The sequence below is a fragment of the Amycolatopsis sp. NPDC039088 genome, from assembly GCF_055598845.1.
On sequence record NZ_JBVKAE010000009.1, the window covers coordinates 129,735 to 148,110 of the forward strand.

Genomic DNA, 18,376 nt, shown 5'->3' on the forward strand with positions numbered 1-18,376 from the left:
GGGCGAGGGATCAGGAGGCGAGTTTCTCCCACAGGAATTCGAGCACCAGCGCCCATTTGAACGCCAGCTGCTCGTTGTCGGCCGCCGCGCCGTGCCCGCCTTCGATGTTCTCGTGGTAGCGCACGTCGTGCCCCTGCTCCAGCATTCGCGCGACCATCTTGCGCGCGTGCGCGGGATGCACCCGGTCGTCCCTGGTGGAGGTGACGAACAGGACCGGCGGGTACGCGCGTCCACTGTGGACGTTCTGGTACGGCGAGTACTTCCCGATGTAGTCCCATTCGTCGGGGTCGTCGGGGTCGCCGTACTCGGCCATCCAGGACGCGCCCGCGAGAAGCTTGTGGTACCGCTTCATGTCCAGCAGCGGTACCTGGCTCACGATCGCGCCGAACAGGTGCGGGTACCGCGTCAGCATGACACCCATCAGCAACCCGCCGTTGCTGCCGCCCTGGATGCCGAGGCGGCCCGGTTCGCTGATGCCGCGCTCGACGAGGTCGGCGGCGACGGCCGAGAAGTCCTCGTAGACCTTGTAGCGCTTGGCCTTGGTGACCGAGGTGTGCCAGGTGGGCCCGTATTCGCCGCCACCGCGGATATTCGCGACGACGTAGGTCCCGCCGCGCGAGAGCCAGCCGCGGCCGATCACGCCGCTGTAGCCGGGGGTCAGTGAGACCTCGAAGCCGCCGTAGCCGGTCAGCAACGTCGGCCCGCCTTCGGCACCGGAGGGACGTACGACGAAGTACGGGATCTTCGTGCCGTCCTCCGACGTCGCGAAGTACTGCGAGACCGTCATGCCTTCGCTGTCGAAGAACGCGGGAGCGCGTTTGAGGACTTCGACGTCACCACCGACGTGCCCGTAGCTCAGTGTCGACGGCTGGGTGTAGCCGCTGGAGTCGAGCAGGTACTCGTCGCTGACGTCGGGGTCGGTGCCGATGATCTGGGCCGTGCCCAGCTCCGGGGCGCCGGCGAGCGGCTGGGAGCTCCAGTTCTCCGAGGGCGTGAGTACGCGCAGCTCCGTCCGGACGTCGGACAGCGTCGAGAGCAACAGGTGGTTGTGTGTCCACACCCAGTACTCCAGCGACGTGTGCGCGTCGGGCGTGAAGAGTGTCGTGAAGCCGCGCTCGCCCGCCATGAAGGCGTCGAAGCCGGATGCGAGCAAGGTTCCGGACTGGTAAGTGGTGCCGTCGACGGTCCAGTCCGAGCGAAGCCGGATCAGCAGCCATTCGCGGTGTGAGGACGTCTGAGCGTCTTCGGGGACCTCGATCCGTTCGAGGCCGCCGGGCGTCCGGAGATACCGTTCGGTGCGGTAGAAGTCGATCGACCGGTAGACGAAGTCGCGTTCGTACCCCTCGGTCGGGTCGTGGTGGGCGGAGACCGAGACGTCGTCCGGCTTGCCCTCGAAGACCACGGTCGCCTCTTCGAGCGGGGTGCCGCGCCGCCATTCCTTCGCCAGCCTGGGATAGCCCGAGCTGGTCAGCGTCCCCGCGCCGAAATCGGTGCCGATGTAGACCCGGTCGCGGTCGATCCAGCCGATCCGGGTCTTGGCTTCGGGCACGAAGAACCCGTCTTCGACGAACCGGCGTTCGTCGAGGTCGAACTCGCGGACCACGGTCGCGTCGGCGCCGCCGCGTGACAGTTCGACCAGCGCGCGCTGATAACCCGGCCGGAGGACGGCCGCCCCCTGCCACACCCAGTTCTCGCCGTCGGCCTCGGCCAGCGCGTCGACGTCGAGCAGGAGCTCCCACTCCGGCGCGTCGAGCCGGTACTGCTCGAGGGTGGTGCGGCGCCACAGGCCGCGGGGATTGGCCGAGTCCTGCCAGAAGTTGTAGAGATACTCGCCGCGGCGCCGGACGTACGGGATCCGGTCGTCGGCGTCGAGGACCTCGCGGACCTCGTCACGGATCCCGGCGAACCGCCCGCCGCCCGCCAGTTCCGCCAGTTCCGCCAGAGCTTCGGCGTTGCGGGCTCGCACCCAGTCCAGCGCTTCTTCGCCGGTCACGTCTTCCAGCCACAGGTACGGGTCCTCGTCACTCATGCCCACAGTCTCGCCGGGCTCTCCGTTCCGGCGCCACCAGGTGTGGCATTCCGTATGCTGATGGCTCGCACGCTTGGGGGAGACCATGACCGGCACCGACGAGGTACCCAGACCGTTCGCGCCGTCCCCGCCTCGCCCCGAAAGCCCCCGCAAAACGGGTTCCGCCGTGGTCGGGCTGCTCATCGTCGCCGTCCTGACCGCGGCAGGGATGGCGATGGCGAGCGGACCGCGGAAGATCGACGGCCAGGCCCTCCCGGCCGCCGACGCGCTCACCTCGGAAGTGGCCAAGGCGCCCGCCGGGAAGGCGAAACCCGCGCCCAAGGAGGTGCGGGAACTGGAGACGAACCCGCTGCTGGCCGAAGGCGTCGCGCTCGGCGCGGTCACCTGCCGCCTCCCGGCGATCAGTCGTGACCCCGCCAAGCTGGAGATGTACTACAAGACTTTCGCCTCCTGCCTCGCCGAAGCCTGGAAACCGGCTTTGGACCAGGCGAACGAGCCGGCGCTGACGGCGACCGTCCAGGTGACGCTGCCCGAAACCAGCGCCTGCGGGAAGGCGCCGAGCGAGACCGAGGCCGTCGCCTACTACTGCGGCGGCGACACCACGATCTACGCGCCGACCGAATGGATGCTCGGCGACGCCGGTCTCGAACGGTCGCGTCACCTCGCGACGATGGCCCACGAGTACGGGCACCACGTCCAGCGGTCCAGCGGGATCCTGACGGCGGCCGCGGAGAAGATGTCCTCCCCGGACGAGGACACCCCGGCGGACAAGGAACTCGTCCGCCGCATCGAGCTGCAGGCGAACTGCTTCGGCGCGCTCGCCCTCGCGGCCGCCGCCGGGCGCGGGTCGATCGGCACCTCACTGGCCAACGCGGCGCTCGCCGACTACGGCCGCACCGACGACAGCGACACCCACGGCAGCCGTCGCAATCAGCTGAAGTGGGCGAAGGCCGGGTTCTCCGCGAAGGCGACCTCGGCGTGCAACACCTGGGCGGCGCCGGCGGCCGACGTCAAATGACCGATGACGTGATGGCCGAGATCCACACCGGCCTCCAGCTGCACATCTCCGGGGACCGGGCCGGTGCGCGTGAGAGGTTCGCCGCCTTGTGGGAGCGGATCGGCGAGGATGGCGACCCGCTGCACCGATGCGCGCTCGCGCACTACATGGCCGACGTCTGCGACGACCCGGCCGACGAACTCGCCTGGGATCTCCGCGCGCTCGCGGCCGCGGATTCGCTGACCGACGAACGCGCACAGGAGTATCACGCGACGCTGGCTGTACGCGGGTTCTATCCGTCGCTGCACCTGAACCTCGCCGAGGACTACCGCAAACTCGGTGATCACGAGGCCGCGAAGGCCCAGTGGGAGCTGGGCCGGGGCACCCTCGGCGCGTTGGGCGACGACCCCTACGGCACCGGGATCATCCAGGCGTACGACGCGCTCGCGACCAGGCTGGGTATCGAATCGGACTCTCCGGACTTTCGCCCATGGCGGTCAGGCCATAACCTGGAGTGACTCAGGTCACCCAGCCGGGAGGAGCGCGTATGCGGATTTCCGATCTGTTGCGGAACAAGGGGGCGGCCGTCGCGACCGTCTCGCCGGAGACGAACGTCACCGAACTGCTCGAGAGACTCGCGGAGCACAACGTCGGGGCCCTGGTGGTCGTCGACGACGAGGGCGGGATCGTCGGGATCGTCTCCGAACGGGACGTGGTGCGACGGCTCAACGAACGCGGGCCCCAGCTGCTCGACGGATCGGTGGCCGCGATCATGACCAAGATGGTCGCCAGCTGCACCCCCGAAGACTCGGTGGACCAGCTGTCGGTGCTGATGACCGAACGCCGCATCCGGCACGTCCCGGTCCTGGTCGACGGCAGGCTCGCGGGGATCGTGAGCATCGGCGACGTCGTGAAGACGCGGATGGAACAACTGGAGAAGAGCCAGGAACAGCTGGAGGCCTACATCTCTCAGGGCTGATTCCGCTCCGACGAGTGCCATGAAGGGTCCTTTCCTTGCAAATTTCGCAAGGAAAGGACCCTTCATGGTGTTCCGGGGACCTACTCCCGCCACCCCGACAGCTCGACCCCCTTCGCGACGTCCACCCGGTACCCGAGCGTCACGACCGTCTTCGAGCCCGGGGCGAGCGTCAGCCGCCAGGTGAACTCGCCCAGCTCGGTCCGCTCCACCGGCTCCGGCACCGCGCGGACTTCCCGGACCGTGATCGCCTCGTCGCGGGAGACCGGCGCCTGATCCAGCACGGTCACGACGGCTTCGCGAGGGCTGTGGTTGGTGATCGTCGTGGTGTAGGAAGCCTCGCGCTTACGCACGCCGGACAGCGTCGCCTTGCTCGCCGAACGATGGGCGAGTTCGCGTTCGACCCGGATCCGGTCGTCCACGCCGAGGGCGAGTTCGAGTTCTTCACCCGGTGCCCAGACGTCGAGCCGCGTGGTGCCGACGAACTCCGTCTCGTGGAACACCGACGCCTTCCCCGGCCGGAGTGTGTGCTGTGACGTGTTCACCACGGTCGCCCGCAGGTAGGCCTCCGACGACAGCGCCGGAGCGGTGACATAGCCCAGTTTCGCGGTCAGGTCCAGCTGCGCCAGCGTCGTGCGATGGCCCTGCGCGCCCGAGGGCACCGCCACCGGGCGACCTGGCCGGTACGTGACCGCGGTGGTGCCTTCTTCGGCGGTGGCGGTCCGCATCGCCATCGGAGGCCCGGCGGGCTCGGCCATGGCCACCGACTCCGGGAACCCGCCGCCCGCGGGCGACGCGCTGCCGTACGCGGCACGCGCCATCGGTGGCTGGACCGGGCGCACGCGATCGAGGAACCACGGTTCGAGCTCCGGCACCTCCACCGTGCTCGCCGGGCGCGCGGTCGAAAGGGCCAGCTCGCATTCGGGCCAATCCTCACCGGTGTGCTGGGTGATCCGCCCGTACCAGGTCACCGTGACGTCCTCCCCGCGGACACGGACGTCGTAGCCCGGTTCCCAGCTCGCGTTCGCGACCACATAGGACAGTTCCAGCCCGATCTCCGCCCCGTGCTCCCCGCTCTCCAGCTCGACCGTGACCGTCGCGCTGTCCACTTCGGACAGGCCCTGCTTAGACTGGATCTCCCGGTCCAGCGCGTCGAGATCGTCGCGGAGCCGGGCGAGCCGGACGCCGAGCTCGCGGCGTTTTCCCAGCGCGTCGGCCAGTTGCATGCCGAGCGCGTCGGTGACTTCGGCCACCCGGGGCGGTTCCGCCGTGCCCGCCGCGAGCGCCTTCGCGAAACTCTTGCCGCTCCGTGCCGCCACCCCGGTCAGCAGATCGACCTTCGCGGTCTCCGCGGCGACGGCGTCCGCGACCTCGTCGACCATGGCCTGATCGGCGCGCCGCCGTTCGGTCAGCGCCCGCAGCGCGGCGTCCGCGGGAACGGGATGACGCTCGACGGCGACGTCGACCCCGGCGATGACCGCCGGACCGGCACCGGTGACCCGGACCGAATCGGCGTCGAGGTTCCACGGCAGGCCCTCGAACGCGAAACGGGTTTCCCCGTCGAGGCGTGCCGACGCTCGTCTCGTGATCCGGGCGTGGTGCGGGTAGACGGTGACGGCGACGATCGGGGCTTCCACGGTGCTCGGCATGCCCCCGACGTTAGTCTCTTGACACCTGTTCGGGTGGCCGGAAACCTCAGCGGAGTCCTGCCCGCCATGCCCGTTTTTGGGGGTCACGTGAGAGTCGCCCGGCTCGCCGCCTTGTTCACCGCCGTCCTGGTTCTGCCGGCGACGGCCTTGCCGGCTCAGGCCGATACGCCACCGGCCCCGGTCTTCAAGGATGGTCAGGCGCAACCGGTGTTCGACCCGGCCGACGTCATCCGCGAGAACGTCTGGGTCACCGCGCCGGTCGACAGCGACGGCGACGGCGAGGACGACCTCGTGCACGCGGAGGTGGTGCGGCCCCGCGCGACGCAGCAGGGGATGAAGGTCCCGGTCGTCTACCAGGCCAGTCCGTACTACGCGGGCGGCAACGACGTCGCGAACCACAACGTCGACGTCGAGCTGTACGTGCCCGGCGCCAAGCGTGCCCCCGCGGGCCCGCGGATCGCGACCAAGACCGTCGGCCCGAACGCGGTGCCGATCAGCTGGCGCTACCAGGACTACTTCACCGCCCGTGGGTTCGCGGTGGTGTACGGCGAATCGCTCGGCAGCGGCCAGTCCACCGGCTGCCCGAGCACCGGCGACGTCAACGAGACCATCGGCGCGAAGTCCATTGTGGACTGGCTGAATGGCCGCACGACGGCGCGGGACGCGGCGGGCAAGGCCGCGGTCGCGGACTGGAGCACCGGCAAGACCGGCATGATGGGCGTCTCCTACAACGGGACGCTGCCCAACGCCGTGGCCAGCACCGGCGTCGAAGGGCTGGAGACGATCGTCCCGATCGCGGCGATCTCCAGCTGGTACGACTACTACCGCAACGACGGCGCCGTCGTCGCGGCGGGCGGTTTCCAGGGCGAGGACGCGGACGTGCTCGCCGATTACGTCTACACGCGACAGGACCGCGCCGTCTGCCGTCCGCTGATCGACAGCATCGCTGTCGACCAGGACCGGGTGACCGGCGACTACAGCCGCTTCTGGGACGTGCGGAACTACCGCAACGACGTGAACAAGGTGCGCGCTTCGGTGCTCGTGGTGCACGGCCTCGGCGACTGGAACGTCAAGACCGACCAGGGCACGCGGTGGTACGAAATGCTCAAGGCGCGCGGCGTCGAGCACAAGATCTGGCTGCACCAGTCCGGGCACGCCGACCCGTACAGCCTCCGCCGCGACGTCTGGCTCACCACGCTGAACAAGTGGATGTCGCACTACCTCTACGACGTGGACAACGGCATCGAGCGCGAGCCGAAGGCCACCATCCAGCGCGAGGACAAGTCGTGGGTGGACGAGCCAGAGTGGCCGCTGCCCGGCACCCAGGACGTGAAGCTCTACCCGTGGCCCGGTGGTTCCTCGAAGGGCACGCTCGACACGCGTAACCCCGTTCCTGGCAAGCCCGCCGTCGAAAAGCTGGCCGACGACGCGAGCAAGACCATCGAACAGCTCGCCGACGCGACGTCGTCGGGCAACCGGCTGCTGTACTCGACCTCCGCGGCGAAGCAGCCTGTACGCCTCGCCGGTACCGCGAAGGCCGGTTTGTCGGTGTCCTTCGACAAGCCCGCCGCGAACGTGACGGCGGTGCTCGTCGACCGTGCGCCGGACGGTACGGCCAAGGTGATCAGCCGCGGCTGGACCGATCCGCAGAACCGCCGCGACCCCGCCCGTACCGATCCGATCACCCCCGGCGAGAGCTACCGCGTCGAGGTCGAACTGGTCGCGAAGGACTATCTGCTCGCGGCCGGGCACAAGATCGAGTTCCTGCTGGCCTCCAGCGACCACGACTACACGCTCCGGCCGAAGCCCGGGGCGGGGATCGCGCTCGAACTGAACCGGACCACCGTGGTGCTGCCGGTGGCGGGCGGGAAGCCCGCGCTGCGCGCCGCCTTCGGCTGAACCCGGTGTACCTCGAGTGTGGAGGATTTGGGACGTTCACCGTCCCAAATCCTCCACACTCGGACCCCGCGGGCATCAGCGATGCCACATCCGGACCACCAAGAACAGTGCCGACCAGCAACTCTGCGACTTTGCCGCGACCCTGACTTTCAAGGTAGGGAAGGAGGCCTTCGCGGACTCGCGTACAGAGTGGCGCGGCGATTCGGGTTCTGGCCAAGGGTGTGCCAGGTGCCTGCGGCGGGTGTGCCAGGTAGCGGCCTGGCCGTGAAGGACTCCTTGAGGGACTCTGAGTCCCTCAAAGTTCCCCTCACCCGTCGCGGACGAGCGTCACGAGCCTCAGCAGCACCACCAGTCACACCTTCGGGGCAGAGGGCGGAAAACACCCACCCGGTAGCGGGCTTGTATGGAAAATGTATTTCCTGCGGCTTTGCTTCGACGTGTCCGGCTTTCCCAGCTGATGGAGGTCTCCATGTCCAGGTTGCGCCGCCTCGCAGTGCTCGCCGCGGCCACCGTTCTTCCCGCCCTCGGCCTGACCCTGGCCGGGACGTCGCAGGCGTCGGCCGCCCCGAACTTCCAGGTCCCGTTCAAATGCGGCGTGACGGTCACGGCCGCGACGTTCAGCGGGCACAGCCCGGCGAACTCGGTCGACTTCCAGAAGTCGGGGATCACCGGCATGCCGGTGCTGGCCTCGGCGGGCGGCACCGTCTCCCGGGTCGCCAACGAAGGCAGCACAAGCTACGGGCGCTGGGTCGAGGTCGATCACGGTGGTGGCTGGACCACCCGCTATGCCCACCTGTCGACTCAGTCGGTCTCGGTCGGGCAGGCCGTCAGCCTCGGCAAGCAGCTCGGTACCGCGGGGTCGACCGGTGGGGTGACCGGTCCGCACCTGCACTTCGAAGAGCGGCTGAACGGTGTGGCGCAGAGGGCGACGCTGAACGGCGTCGCGGTGCCGTACTACGGCCACACCGACTTCACCAGCAAGAACTCGTGCGGTGGCAACCCGTACGAGGCCACGGAGGTGTGCGGCAGCGGTTTCTCGGTGGTCGACTCGCAGGGGCTCGCGAACAATTCGGGCACGGCGTACCTGCTCTACAACGCCTCGACCAAGGCCAACTGCGTGACCACGCTGAAGGCGGTTTCGCTCGGCACCGCTTCGCCGGTGTCGGCGTTCCTCGAAGTCCAGGGTTCGGCTCGCGTGACCGACTCCGGCAGCTTCACCTACTACGCCGGACCGGTGAAGAAGACGGCCGACTCGACCTGCGTGAAGTGGGGTGGCTCGGTCGGGTCGAACGCCTACGAGAGCCCGTTCGAGCACTGCGGCTGACCCCGCGGGGCCGGGCACTGTAGACCACCCCACCGACAGGATCGGCGTTCCCGCGCCCGGTCCCGGGGGCGGTTGTCCACAACGGTCCCGGTTGTCCACAGATCTGCCATGCCCCCACCCGGCGGCCCCATTCCCGCCGCAGGGTGGGGGCATGACCACAACCACCCCGACCGGCAGGACCAAGGTCGATCTGAAGGATCCGGCGGACCTGCTCGCCGCGATCCCGTACATCCTCGGATTCCATCCCGAGGACTCCGTCGTCGTCTTCGGGCAGCGAGGGCCGGACCGCAAGCGGCAGGGCCTCACCCTGCGCGTGGACCTCCCGCCGCCCGCCCTGGAGAAAGACCAGGCGTTCGACCTCGCGGCCCGCCTCTCCGCGACCGCGCATACCGGTGCCACCGTCGCCGTCATCGGCGGTGGCACCCTGAACCCGGCAGGGCGGCCACCGCGCCGCCGCTTCGTCCGGCGCCTGGAATCCTCGCTCGCCGAGTTCGGCATCCCCTTGCTGCACCCGCTGTGGGTGCCGCGGATCGCCGCGGGCGTGCCATGGGGGTGCTACCGCGATACGACCTGCGGCGGCGTCCTGCCCGACCCTCGCGAGTCGGTGATCGCCGCGATCGTCACCAGCGACGGCCACATCACCCGCGAGAGCAGGGAGGAGCTGGAGCACCTTTTCGACGCCGGACCGCCGGAAACACTCGCCCGGCGTGCCGACCTCCTGAACAGGCTGGCCGATCCGCCCTGGGCGGACGAGCCCGTCGTCGAAGCGGGGCTCGCCGAAGTGAACGCCGCGCTCGCCCGCGTCGCGCGTGGCGACGGGGCGATCACCGACGATCAGGCCGTCCGGCTGGCTTGGGCGCTTTCCCTCGTCGAGGTCAGGAGTGCCTGCCTGCTCACCGCCGCCCCCGCGGATTCGCCGCTGGCGAGGGCCGCGGAAGATCTCTGGCTCCGCCTTGCCAAGGAGTTACCCGAACCGGAATCCGCCGAGGCGCTGTGCCTGAAGGCGCACGCCGCCTACGCCCGCGGTGACCTGACCGTCGCCGGGATGGCGCTGGCCAGGGCCTGCGCAGTCGATCCGGAACACGGGCTGGCCAGGCTGCTGACAGTCGCTTTGGACTCGATGCTGGCGCCGTCCGAAGTGGCCGGGATCGTTCTGCGGCAGCGAGAGGAAGGGCCGCGGTACGTGCTCAGCCTCGAGCCGTCCGGCGGGTCCGCGTGAACTCCCAAGCGTCGGCCACGATGCCGTCGAGGTCGGTGCGCTCGGGCTTCCAGCCGAGTTCGTCGCCCGCCCGCGCGCTGGAGGCCACCAGCACCGACGGATCGCCCGCCCGGCGCGGCGCGACCGCGGCGGGGATCTCGTGACCGGTGACGCGGCGGCACGCCTCGATCACCTCGAGCACGGAGAAACCGGTACCGCTGCCGAGGTTGTAGATGCGGTGTTCGCCCTCGACCACGTGACGCAGGGCCAGCAGGTGCGCGTCGGCGAGGTCGACCACGTGGATGTAGTCGCGGATGGCGGTGCCGTCCGCGGTGGGGTAGTCGTCACCGAAGATCTGGATCCGCTCGCGGTCCCCGGTGGCGACCTGGAGAACGAGGGGGATCAGATGAGTCTCGGTGGCGTGCCGTTCGCCGAAGGAGCCGTAAGCGCCGGCGACGTTGAAGTAGCGCAAACTCGCCGCGGCGATGCCGTGGGCGCGCGAGAACGACGTGATCGCGTGGTCGATGGCCAGCTTCGTCGCGCCGTAGGTGTTCGTCGGCTGGGTCGGCGCCGACTCGGGAATGGGGGAGGACTCGGGCTCGCCGTAGGTGGCCGCGGTCGAGGAGAACACCAGCCGCTTCGTGCCGTGGTCACGCATGGCCTCGAGCAGGCGAAGCGAGGTCAGGACGTTGCCCTCCCAGTACTTCGCCGGATCCGTCATCGACTCGCCGACCAGCGACTTGGCGGCGAAATGGAGGACACCGTCGAAGCCGTCACCGAGGACGCGCCGCGCGACCTCGGCGGCGTCGCCCTCGACGAAGGTGGCGTCCGGGTGCACCGCGTCGGCGTGCCCGGTGGAGAGGTCGTCGACCACGGTGACGTCGTGCCCGGCCTCGATGAGGCGGGCCGCGCAGACGCTGCCCACATAACCGGCTCCGCCCGTCACCATCAGTTTCAGGGTCTTGGTCGGTTCGTCGGTCACGTTCGCGCCTTTCTGCTGCGGATGCGGTCGCTCCACAGTGTCCTCGCCCCCGGGCACCCCACGCGCCCGGGGGTGTCGCGGCTAAAGCTCGTCGCGACCGGCACCGCGCGACGGCACCGCGGTGAACAGCCTGGGGTGGCGCAGATCCGCCGCCTCGTACGCGGCCTTCACCGCTCGGCCCACAGTGTCCACATCGGACTCCCGGACCAAGGCGATCGCCGAACCGCCGAAGCCGCCACCGGTCATCCGCGCGCCGAGAGCCCCGGCTTCACGGGCCGAAGCGACGGCGAGGTCGAGTTCGTCGGTGGAGATCCGGTAGTCGTCGCGCATGCTGACATGCGAGGCGTCCAGCTGAGGGCCGATCTCGGCGATCCGGCCGTCGCGCAGCAGGTCCACGGTGTCGAGGACCCGCTGGTTCTCGGTCACCACGTGCCGCACCAGTGGCACCAGGTCGTCCGGCAGCTTGGCGAGCGCGGCGTCCAGCCCATCGACGTCGATGTCCCGCAGCGCCTTCACCTCGAGCAGTTCCGCCGCGCGCTCGCAGCCCCGGCGGCGTTCGCCGTAGCCGCCCTCGGCGTGCGAGTGCTTCGTGCGGGTGTCCATGATCAGGATCCGGACGCCGGATTCCTCCAGCGGGAACGGCACCTGCTCCAGCTCACCGGAGCGCACGTCGAGGAACAGCACGTTCGATTCCGTGCAGCACAAGGAAGCCGTCTGGTCGAGCAGACCGGTCGGCGCCCCGACGAAGTCGTTCTCCGAACGCTGCACCCAGCGGGCCACCTCGTGCAGGGTCGGCGAACCGGCGCCGGTGGCCGGAGTGATGCCCGCCAGCCCGAGGAGGGCGAGCGCGACGGCGCATTCGAGCGCGTGGGACGAGGACAGACCGGCGCCGGAGGGCACGTCCCCCGCGATCACCAGGTCCGCGCCACTGCCGAGACCCTGGTCCCGCAGGACCCAGGTGACTCCGGCCGGGTACGCGGCCCACCCCTCGATCGTGCCGGGCCGCAGATCGGCGATGGTGAGCGGCCCTGATTCCTGGACGCGGCCGTCCGAACCGAGGGTCGCCACGGTCAGCACGCCGTCTTCGCGCGGGCTCGCCGCGGCGGCGAGCCGGTGCGGGAGGGCGAACGGCAGCACGAAACCGTCGTTGTAATCGGTGTGCTCACCGATCAGGTTCACCCGGCCGGGCGCGGACCAGACCCCGGCCGGAGCCCGGTCGTGGAGGGTCCGGAAGGTCGCCGCGGCCTCGGACGCGGCGCTCACCTTGCCTGCGCCAGCACGGCGTGCAACGCCGAAACGGGTACCTGGGCGGTGTTGTCCCCGCCGGTGACCTCGATGGTTCCGCCGGGCGCGGCCTTGCCGACCTTGACCCGGCCGCCGGGCACGATGCCGACCGATTTGAGCTCGGTCATCAGCAGCTCGTCGAGCTGCACGTGTTCGGCGATGCGCCGGATCTCGACCTCGCCGCCGCCCGTGCGGGCGAACTCGTCGAGCCGCACCAGATCCGCCTCGGCGGGTGGGGCGGGATCGCCGTCACCGAGCTTGTCCAGTCCCGGGATCGGGTTGCCGTAGGGGGACGTGGTGGGGTGGTCGAGCAGCTTGACCAGCTTGCGCTCGACGGCCTCGCTCATCACGTGTTCCCAGCGGCAGGCCTCGTTGTGGACGTGCTCCCACTCGAGGCCGATCACATCGACCAGGAGGCGCTCGGCCAGCCGGTGCTTGCGCATGACCGCGATGGCGAGCTCACGACCGTGTTCGGTCAGCTGCAGATGCCTGTCGTCCGCGACGACGACCAGCCCGTCACGTTCCATCCTGGCGACGGTCTGGCTCACGGTGGGGCCGCTCTGCTGCAGCCGCTCCGCGATCCGGGCCCGCAGCGGGACGACACCCTCTTCTTCGAGCTCGTAGATCGTACGCAAGTACATCTCTGTGGTGTCGATGAGATCGTTCACGCTGTCCCCTTCGTCCGCGTTGCTCATCGTAGTCGCTGGCACCGACAGCGACGCAGGCGTGGGGAGAACAAGCCCCGAGGCGGGAAAAGTCCCCCAAGCTGGTCTTGGCGTCGGCAGACGCGGGAAGATGGGCGTATGCGCCCCATGATCACCACCGTCGAACTCGCCGCGCAGCTTTCCGGGCCGGAATCGGCACGCTCCGTAGTCCTCGACGTCCGCTGGCGGCTCGCCGGCCCGCCCGGCGCCGATTCCTACCGTGAGGCACATCTCCCGGGCGCGGTGTATATGGATCTCGACACCGCCCTCGCCGGAGAGCCGGGTGACGGCGGCCGTCATCCGCTGCCGGAGCCGGAGACCCTGCAGCGGCATCTGCGGGCGGCCGGGGTCCGCGCCGGGCACCCGGTCGTGGTCTACGACGACGCCGACGGTTCGGTCGCCGCCCGGGCGTGGTGGCTGCTGCGCTGGGCCGGGCACACCGAGGTCGCCGTGCTCGACGGCGGGTTCGCCGCCTGGACCGAGGAAGAACGGCCGGTCACGGACGAGGTCCCGGTGCCGGAGGAGGGTGACATCGTCGTGAAGCCGGGCGGCATGCCGGTACTGGACGCCGCCGAGGCCGCCGCGCTCGCCAGGGAGGGGCTGCTCTTCGACGCCAGGGCCAAGCAGAGGTACACGGGGGAGACCGAGCCGGTCGACCCGCGCGCCGGGCACGTCCCGGGCGCGGTCAACGCGCCCTTCTCCGGGCATGTCGCGGAGGACGGCCGCTGGCGCGACGCCTCGGAACTGGCCGAGCGGTTCGAAGGATTCGGCGTGACGCCGGAGACCCCGGTCGGTGTCTACTGTGGATCGGGCGTCACCGCCTCGTCCGTCGTCCTCGCGCTCGAGGTCGCGGGCCACCCGAAGCCCGCGGCGCTGTACGCGGGTTCGTGGTCGCACTGGTCCCGTGATCCGGAGCGGCCGGTCGCCACCGGAGAGCTGCCGGGCTGACGCGCGGGCGGGTCCGGCACGGGGCACGAGCCGCTTTCGGGCACTAGAGTTCGGACCATGCGAGCACCGGCCGTCGTATGGGACTCCTCGCTGCTGGGTTACGACCTCGGCGGCGAGCATCCGTTCAATCCGGTGCGGCTCGAGCTGACCATCCGGCTCGCCACCGAACTCGGCGTGCTCGACGGTGTCGAACTGCTCGTCCCCGGTCCCGCCGGCGACGACGAACTCCGCCGCGTCCACGTCGGTGAGTACATCGAGGCGGTCCGGCAGGCTCCGATGACCGGTGCGGATTTCGCGCACGGGCTCGGCACCGAGGACAACCCGGTGTTCACCGGCATGCACGAGGCGTCGGCGCTGGTCGTCGGCTCGACGCTGCTGGCCGCGCGCAAGATCGCCGACGGCGAGGCGACCCGGGCGGTGAACATCGCGGGCGGGCTGCACCACGCGATGCCGGACAAGGCGTCGGGCTTCTGTGTCTACAACGACTGTTCGGTGGCCATCTCGTGGCTGCTGGACCACGGGTTCGACCGCATCGCCTACGTCGACACCGACGTCCACCACGGCGACGGTGTGCAGGCGGCGTTCTACGACGACCCCAGGGTGCTGACAGTTTCCCTGCACCAGCACCCGTTCACGCTGTGGCCGGGCACGGGTTACTCGGCGGAGACCGGCAAGGACGGCGCCGAGGGCACCGCGGTCAACCTGCCGCTGCCGCCCGGTACCCGCGACGGTGGCTGGCTGCGGGCGTTCGACGCGGTGGTGCCGTCGCTGCTGGAGCAGTTCCGCCCGCAGATCCTCGTCACCCAATGCGGCGTCGATTCCCACGAAGAAGACCCGCTTGCGGATCTCTCGCTTTCGGTGGACGGTCATCGCGCCATCTACCGGCGGCTTCGCGAGCTGTCCGAGGCGCACGCCGGTGGCCGCTGGCTCGCCGTGGGCGGCGGTGGCTACCAATTGATCCGGGTGGTGCCGCGGTCCTGGACCCATCTGCTCGCCACCGTGCTCGACCGCGACGTCGACCCGGCGACGGCGTTGCCGCCGAACTGGGTCGCGTCGATCTCGAGGGCGGCGCCGCACGCCGAGATCCCGCCCCGGATGTCCGACGACCGGGAAACCGGGTTCGTCCCGTGGGGAGACGGGGCGGACGAGCCGGTCGACATCGCCATCCGTGACACCCGCCGCGCGATCTTCCCGCTGCACGGCCTCGATCCGGACGATCCGAGGGATTGACCATGACCACTGAGGACGCCAGGCTCGCCGCCTTCGACTACCCGCGTGAGTGGGAGGCCGACGTCCTGCTCTCCGACGGGGGCACGGTCCATCTGCGACCGGTGCTCCCCAGTGACGCCGACGGGCTCGTCGCCTTCCACGGCCGGTTGTCCGAACGCACCCGCTACTTCCGGTACTTCGGCGCCTATCCGCGGATCCCGCAGCGGGACCTCGAACGGTTCTCCGTCGTCGACCACCATGACAGGGTCGCCTTCGTCGCGTTGCTGGGCGACGACATCGTGGCGGTCGGCCGCTACGAACGGCTCGACCGAGGGCCGTCGGCCGAGGTCGCGTTCGTCGTCGACGACGCCCACCAGGGCCGCGGCCTCGGGTCGATCCTGCTGGAGCATCTGGCCGCCGCCGCTTCGGAATGCGGTTTGCGCCGCTTCGTCGCCGAAGTGCTCGCCGAGAACGCGGGGATGGTCCGGGTGTTCCGCGACGCCGGGTACCAGGTCAGCCGCGAGATCGAGGAAGGCGTACTGCACCTCGAGTTCGACATCGACCCGACCGAGGAGTCGCTCGCGGTGGCCCGCGCCAGGGAGCAGGCCGCCGAGGCGCGCAGCGTGCACAACCTGCTGCACCCGAAGTCGGTCGCGGTGATCGGCGCGTCCACCGATCCGACGAAGATCGGGTACGTCGCCCTCACCAACCTGCTGAGCGCCGACTTCGCCGGCACCGTCTACCCGGTCAATCCGGAACACAAGTCCGTCCGCGGCGTGCGCGCCTATCCGTCCGTTGTGGACATTCCCGAGGACGTCGACCTGGCGCTGGTCGCCGTGCCCGCCGAAGCCGTCGAGTCCGTTTTGGACGGTGCGCTGGCCAAGGGGGTCAAGACCCTCCTGATCGTCTCCGGCGGATTCGCCGAGGCGGGCCCGCACGGGCTGCACGCCGAACTGCGGCTGGTCGGGGAGGCCAGGGCGCACGGCATGCGCGTGGTCGGCCCGAACGCGCTGGGTGTGCTCAACACCGACGTCTCGGTCCGGCTCAACGCCACCCTCGCGCCGCGTCTGCCCGCCCGCGGCCGCACCGGGTTCTTCTGCCAGTCCGGCGCGCTCGGCACCGCGATCCTCGCCGACGCCGAAGCACGCGGGCTCGGCCTCTCGACGTTCGTCTCGGCGGGCAACCGGGCCGACGTCTCCGGCAACGACCTGCTGCAGTACTGGGAGACCGATCCGGCGACCGACCTCGTCCTGCTGTACCTGGAATCGTTCGGCAATCCGCGCAAGTTCGCGCGTCTCGCGCGGCGCCTGGCGCGGACGAAGCCGGTGGTGGCGGTGAAATCCGGCAGGCACGCGGTCCGCCCGCAACTCGCCGCGACCTCGGCCGAGGTCGACGAGTCCAGCGTGCAGGCCCTGTTCGAGCAGGCAGGCGTCGTCCGTGTCGACACCCTCGCGCAACTCTTCGACACCGCGCTGGTCTTCGCCCACCAGCCGCTGCCGGCCGGGCCGCGGATCGGCATCGTGGGCAATTCCAGCGCGATCGGGCTGCTGGCCGCCGACACCGCGCGGGCGCAGGGCCTGCGACTGGCCTCGGATCCGGTCGACGTCGGGCCGCAGGCGAGCCCGGAGGAGTTCGCCTCTGCCGTGCGCGAAGCACTCAACTCCCCGGAGACCGACGCGCTCGTCGTGGTCTTCGTGCCACCTCTGGCCATCCCCGGCACGGCCTACGCCCGCGCCTTGCGGGAGGTCGTCGTCGAGATGGACGAGAACAAGCCGATCGTGTCGACCTTCCTCGCCGTCGAGGGCGTGCCGGACGAACTGGCCGTGTTGTCCGAGGACGGCGTGCCGACACGGGGTTCGGTCCCGTCCTATCCCAGCCCCGAACGCGCGGTGAACGCGCTCGCTCGCGTCGTGCGCTACGCCGCCTGGCGACAGCGGCCGCAGGGCAACCTGGTGCGGCCGGCGGGGCTGCACGCCGAGCAGGCGCAGGTGATCGTCAACGAACTGCTGACGAGCGAGGACGGCAAGACGACACTGCTCTCCGACGAAGACGTGGTCCGGCTTCTGGGCTGTTACGGCATCGACGTCGTCCCCTTCCGTGTCGTGACGTCGGCGGACGAAGCGGTGAAAGCGGCCGAAGAGCTGGGTTTCCCGGTCACCCTCAAGGCCGTCGACGAACGGTTCCGCGGCAGGCCCGACCTCGCCGGGGTGCGGCTCGACCTGTCCTCTGTGGACGGAGTACGCCGGGCGTACCTCGATCTGCGGGAGACCTCCGGCGACGAAGACGTCTACGTCCAGCGGATGGCGCCCAAGGGCCTGTCCTGCGTGATCGGCCTGCAGGACGACCCGTCGTTCGGCACGCTCGTGTCGTTCGGTCTCTCCGGGCTGGTCAGCACGCTGCTGGGGGACCGGGCCTACCGCGCCGTCCCGCTCACCGACGTCGACGCCGCCACCCTGCTGCGCGAACCGCGGACCTCGCCGCTGCTCACCGGCTACCGCGGTGACGAACCGGCGGATCTGGCCGCGTTGCAGGACATCGTGCTGCGCGTCGCCGCCCTCGCCGAGGACAACCCCGAGGTTCGTTCGATGACCCTCGACCCGATCCTGGCCTCCCCAGAGGGTGCGTTCGTCGCCAACGCCCGGATCGTGCTCGGTCCGCCGCCGACCCGCCCCGACACCGGGCCGCGGCGGCTGCGGCCGATCAACGCCCCTGCCTGACCCCGGGAGCACGCCGGTCGGAACGGCGCCGGTCAGGAATCCCACTCCTGGGGCGACCGGGCGGCGAGTTCCGCGTCGTGGTCGGTGAATGTCGCGATATCGCCCCGGATCGTGTTGTGGAACGCGACGATCTCGCCGTCGCGGACGAGCTTCGTCTGCACCGCCCGTGCTTCCCCGGCCAGCGGACCGGCGGGGATGGACAGCCTGGTCGCGGTGTGCACGAGGTCGATCCCGCCGCCGAGCGGACGGCTCGACACCTGGCGGATCTCCAGCGTGCTGCCCCGATAGATGGTGTCGAAGATGTTCTGGCTTTCCCGCGCGATCGTCGCGCGGCCGCGCTGGATCCGGCCGACGACGTCGACGAAGTCCGCGTCCTCGGCGAAGCACGCGGCCCACGCCGTGCCGTCGCCCGCGTTCCAGGCGCGTTCCAGCTCGGTGATGATCTCCTCGGTGGTCATCG

15 protein-coding genes are annotated in these 18,376 nt (G+C 70.1%); 9 read left to right on the forward strand and 6 right to left on the reverse strand.

Features of this window, described 5'->3' with window-relative positions:
- Window positions 1-10: 10 nt before the first annotated feature.
- Window positions 11-2,029, reverse strand: coding sequence for a prolyl oligopeptidase family serine peptidase (locus tag ACZ7KI_RS14120; RefSeq protein WP_470273538.1), 2,019 nt, complete (start codon window positions 2,027-2,029; stop codon window positions 11-13).
- Between the two features lie 85 nt (window positions 2,030-2,114).
- On the opposite strand from ACZ7KI_RS14120, the gene ACZ7KI_RS14125 reads away from it, so the two are divergent.
- The 3 genes from ACZ7KI_RS14125 to ACZ7KI_RS14135 are packed head-to-tail and all read left to right on the forward strand — an operon-like array spanning window position 2,115 to window position 4,005.
- Complete coding sequence (locus ACZ7KI_RS14125; protein ID WP_470273539.1) at window positions 2,115-3,047, forward strand: neutral zinc metallopeptidase; 933 nt, start codon at window positions 2,115-2,117, stop codon at window positions 3,045-3,047.
- Entirely contained in the window at window positions 3,044-3,544 is a 501-nt protein-coding gene (locus ACZ7KI_RS14130; protein WP_470273540.1) for a hypothetical protein, read from the forward strand. The genes ACZ7KI_RS14125 and ACZ7KI_RS14130 overlap by 4 nt, the downstream gene beginning before the upstream one ends.
- 29 nt (window positions 3,545-3,573) lie before the next feature.
- Window positions 3,574-4,005 (forward strand): CBS domain-containing protein, encoded by a 432-nt coding sequence (locus tag ACZ7KI_RS14135; RefSeq protein ID WP_061984114.1) that lies wholly within the window; start codon window positions 3,574-3,576, stop codon window positions 4,003-4,005.
- A gap of 80 nt (window positions 4,006-4,085) precedes the next feature.
- Here the strand turns inward: ACZ7KI_RS14135 and ACZ7KI_RS14140 are convergent, their stop codons facing one another.
- A complete protein-coding gene (locus ACZ7KI_RS14140; RefSeq protein WP_470273541.1) occupies window positions 4,086-5,651 on the reverse strand; it encodes a DUF4139 domain-containing protein in 1,566 nt (521 codons plus the stop codon).
- Window positions 5,652-5,738: 87 nt separating this feature from the next.
- Here ACZ7KI_RS14140 and ACZ7KI_RS14145 point away from each other — a divergent pair, with 87 nt between their 5' ends.
- The 3 genes from ACZ7KI_RS14145 to ACZ7KI_RS14155 all read left to right on the forward strand — a co-directional run bounded on the left by ACZ7KI_RS14145 (window position 5,739) and on the right by ACZ7KI_RS14155 (window position 10,093).
- The gene (locus tag ACZ7KI_RS14145) at window positions 5,739-7,550 is read left to right on the forward strand and encodes a Xaa-Pro dipeptidyl-peptidase (protein WP_470273542.1); all 1,812 of its coding nucleotides are present in this window, start codon (window positions 5,739-5,741) and stop codon (window positions 7,548-7,550) included.
- A 469-nt stretch (window positions 7,551-8,019) separates the two neighbouring features.
- Window positions 8,020-8,874: a M23 family metallopeptidase gene (locus ACZ7KI_RS14150; RefSeq protein ID WP_470273543.1), complete on the forward strand. Its 855-nt coding sequence runs from the start codon at window positions 8,020-8,022 to the stop codon at window positions 8,872-8,874.
- A 151-nt stretch (window positions 8,875-9,025) separates the two neighbouring features.
- Complete coding sequence (locus ACZ7KI_RS14155) at window positions 9,026-10,093, forward strand: DUF4192 domain-containing protein (RefSeq protein WP_470273544.1); 1,068 nt, start codon at window positions 9,026-9,028, stop codon at window positions 10,091-10,093.
- Here ACZ7KI_RS14155 and galE read toward each other — a convergent pair.
- From galE to ACZ7KI_RS14170, 3 genes are all read right to left on the reverse strand, one after another.
- Complete coding sequence (gene galE, locus ACZ7KI_RS14160; protein ID WP_470273666.1) at window positions 10,062-11,021, reverse strand: UDP-glucose 4-epimerase GalE; 960 nt, start codon at window positions 11,019-11,021, stop codon at window positions 10,062-10,064. The genes ACZ7KI_RS14155 and galE overlap by 32 nt on opposite strands.
- A 114-nt stretch (window positions 11,022-11,135) precedes the next feature.
- On the reverse strand, window positions 11,136-12,317 hold the full coding sequence (galK, locus tag ACZ7KI_RS14165; protein WP_470273545.1) for a galactokinase: 1,182 nt from the start codon (window positions 12,315-12,317) through the stop codon (window positions 11,136-11,138).
- A complete protein-coding gene (locus ACZ7KI_RS14170) occupies window positions 12,314-13,033 on the reverse strand; it encodes an iron-dependent transcriptional repressor DtxR (protein ID WP_081736173.1) in 720 nt (239 codons plus the stop codon). Before ACZ7KI_RS14170 ends, galK begins: the two co-directional genes overlap by 4 nt.
- A 108-nt stretch (window positions 13,034-13,141) precedes the next feature.
- Here ACZ7KI_RS14170 and ACZ7KI_RS14175 point away from each other — a divergent pair, with 108 nt between their 5' ends.
- Genes ACZ7KI_RS14175 through ACZ7KI_RS14185 form a run of 3 tightly spaced genes read left to right on the forward strand, consistent with a single transcriptional unit; the run spans window position 13,142 to window position 17,916 of the window.
- The gene (locus ACZ7KI_RS14175; protein WP_470273546.1) at window positions 13,142-13,990 is read left to right on the forward strand and encodes a sulfurtransferase; all 849 of its coding nucleotides are present in this window, start codon (window positions 13,142-13,144) and stop codon (window positions 13,988-13,990) included.
- 57 nt (window positions 13,991-14,047) lie between these two features.
- A complete protein-coding gene (locus tag ACZ7KI_RS14180; RefSeq protein WP_470273547.1) occupies window positions 14,048-15,220 on the forward strand; it encodes an acetoin utilization protein AcuC in 1,173 nt (390 codons plus the stop codon).
- Window positions 15,221-15,222: 2 nt separating this feature from the next.
- On the forward strand, window positions 15,223-17,916 hold the full coding sequence (locus tag ACZ7KI_RS14185; RefSeq protein ID WP_470273548.1) for a bifunctional acetate--CoA ligase family protein/GNAT family N-acetyltransferase: 2,694 nt from the start codon (window positions 15,223-15,225) through the stop codon (window positions 17,914-17,916).
- A gap of 32 nt (window positions 17,917-17,948) precedes the next feature.
- On the opposite strand, the gene ACZ7KI_RS14190 is transcribed toward ACZ7KI_RS14185, so the two are convergent.
- Window positions 17,949-18,374: an SgcJ/EcaC family oxidoreductase gene (locus ACZ7KI_RS14190; protein ID WP_470273549.1), complete on the reverse strand. Its 426-nt coding sequence runs from the start codon at window positions 18,372-18,374 to the stop codon at window positions 17,949-17,951.
- Window positions 18,375-18,376: the final 2 nt, after the last annotated feature.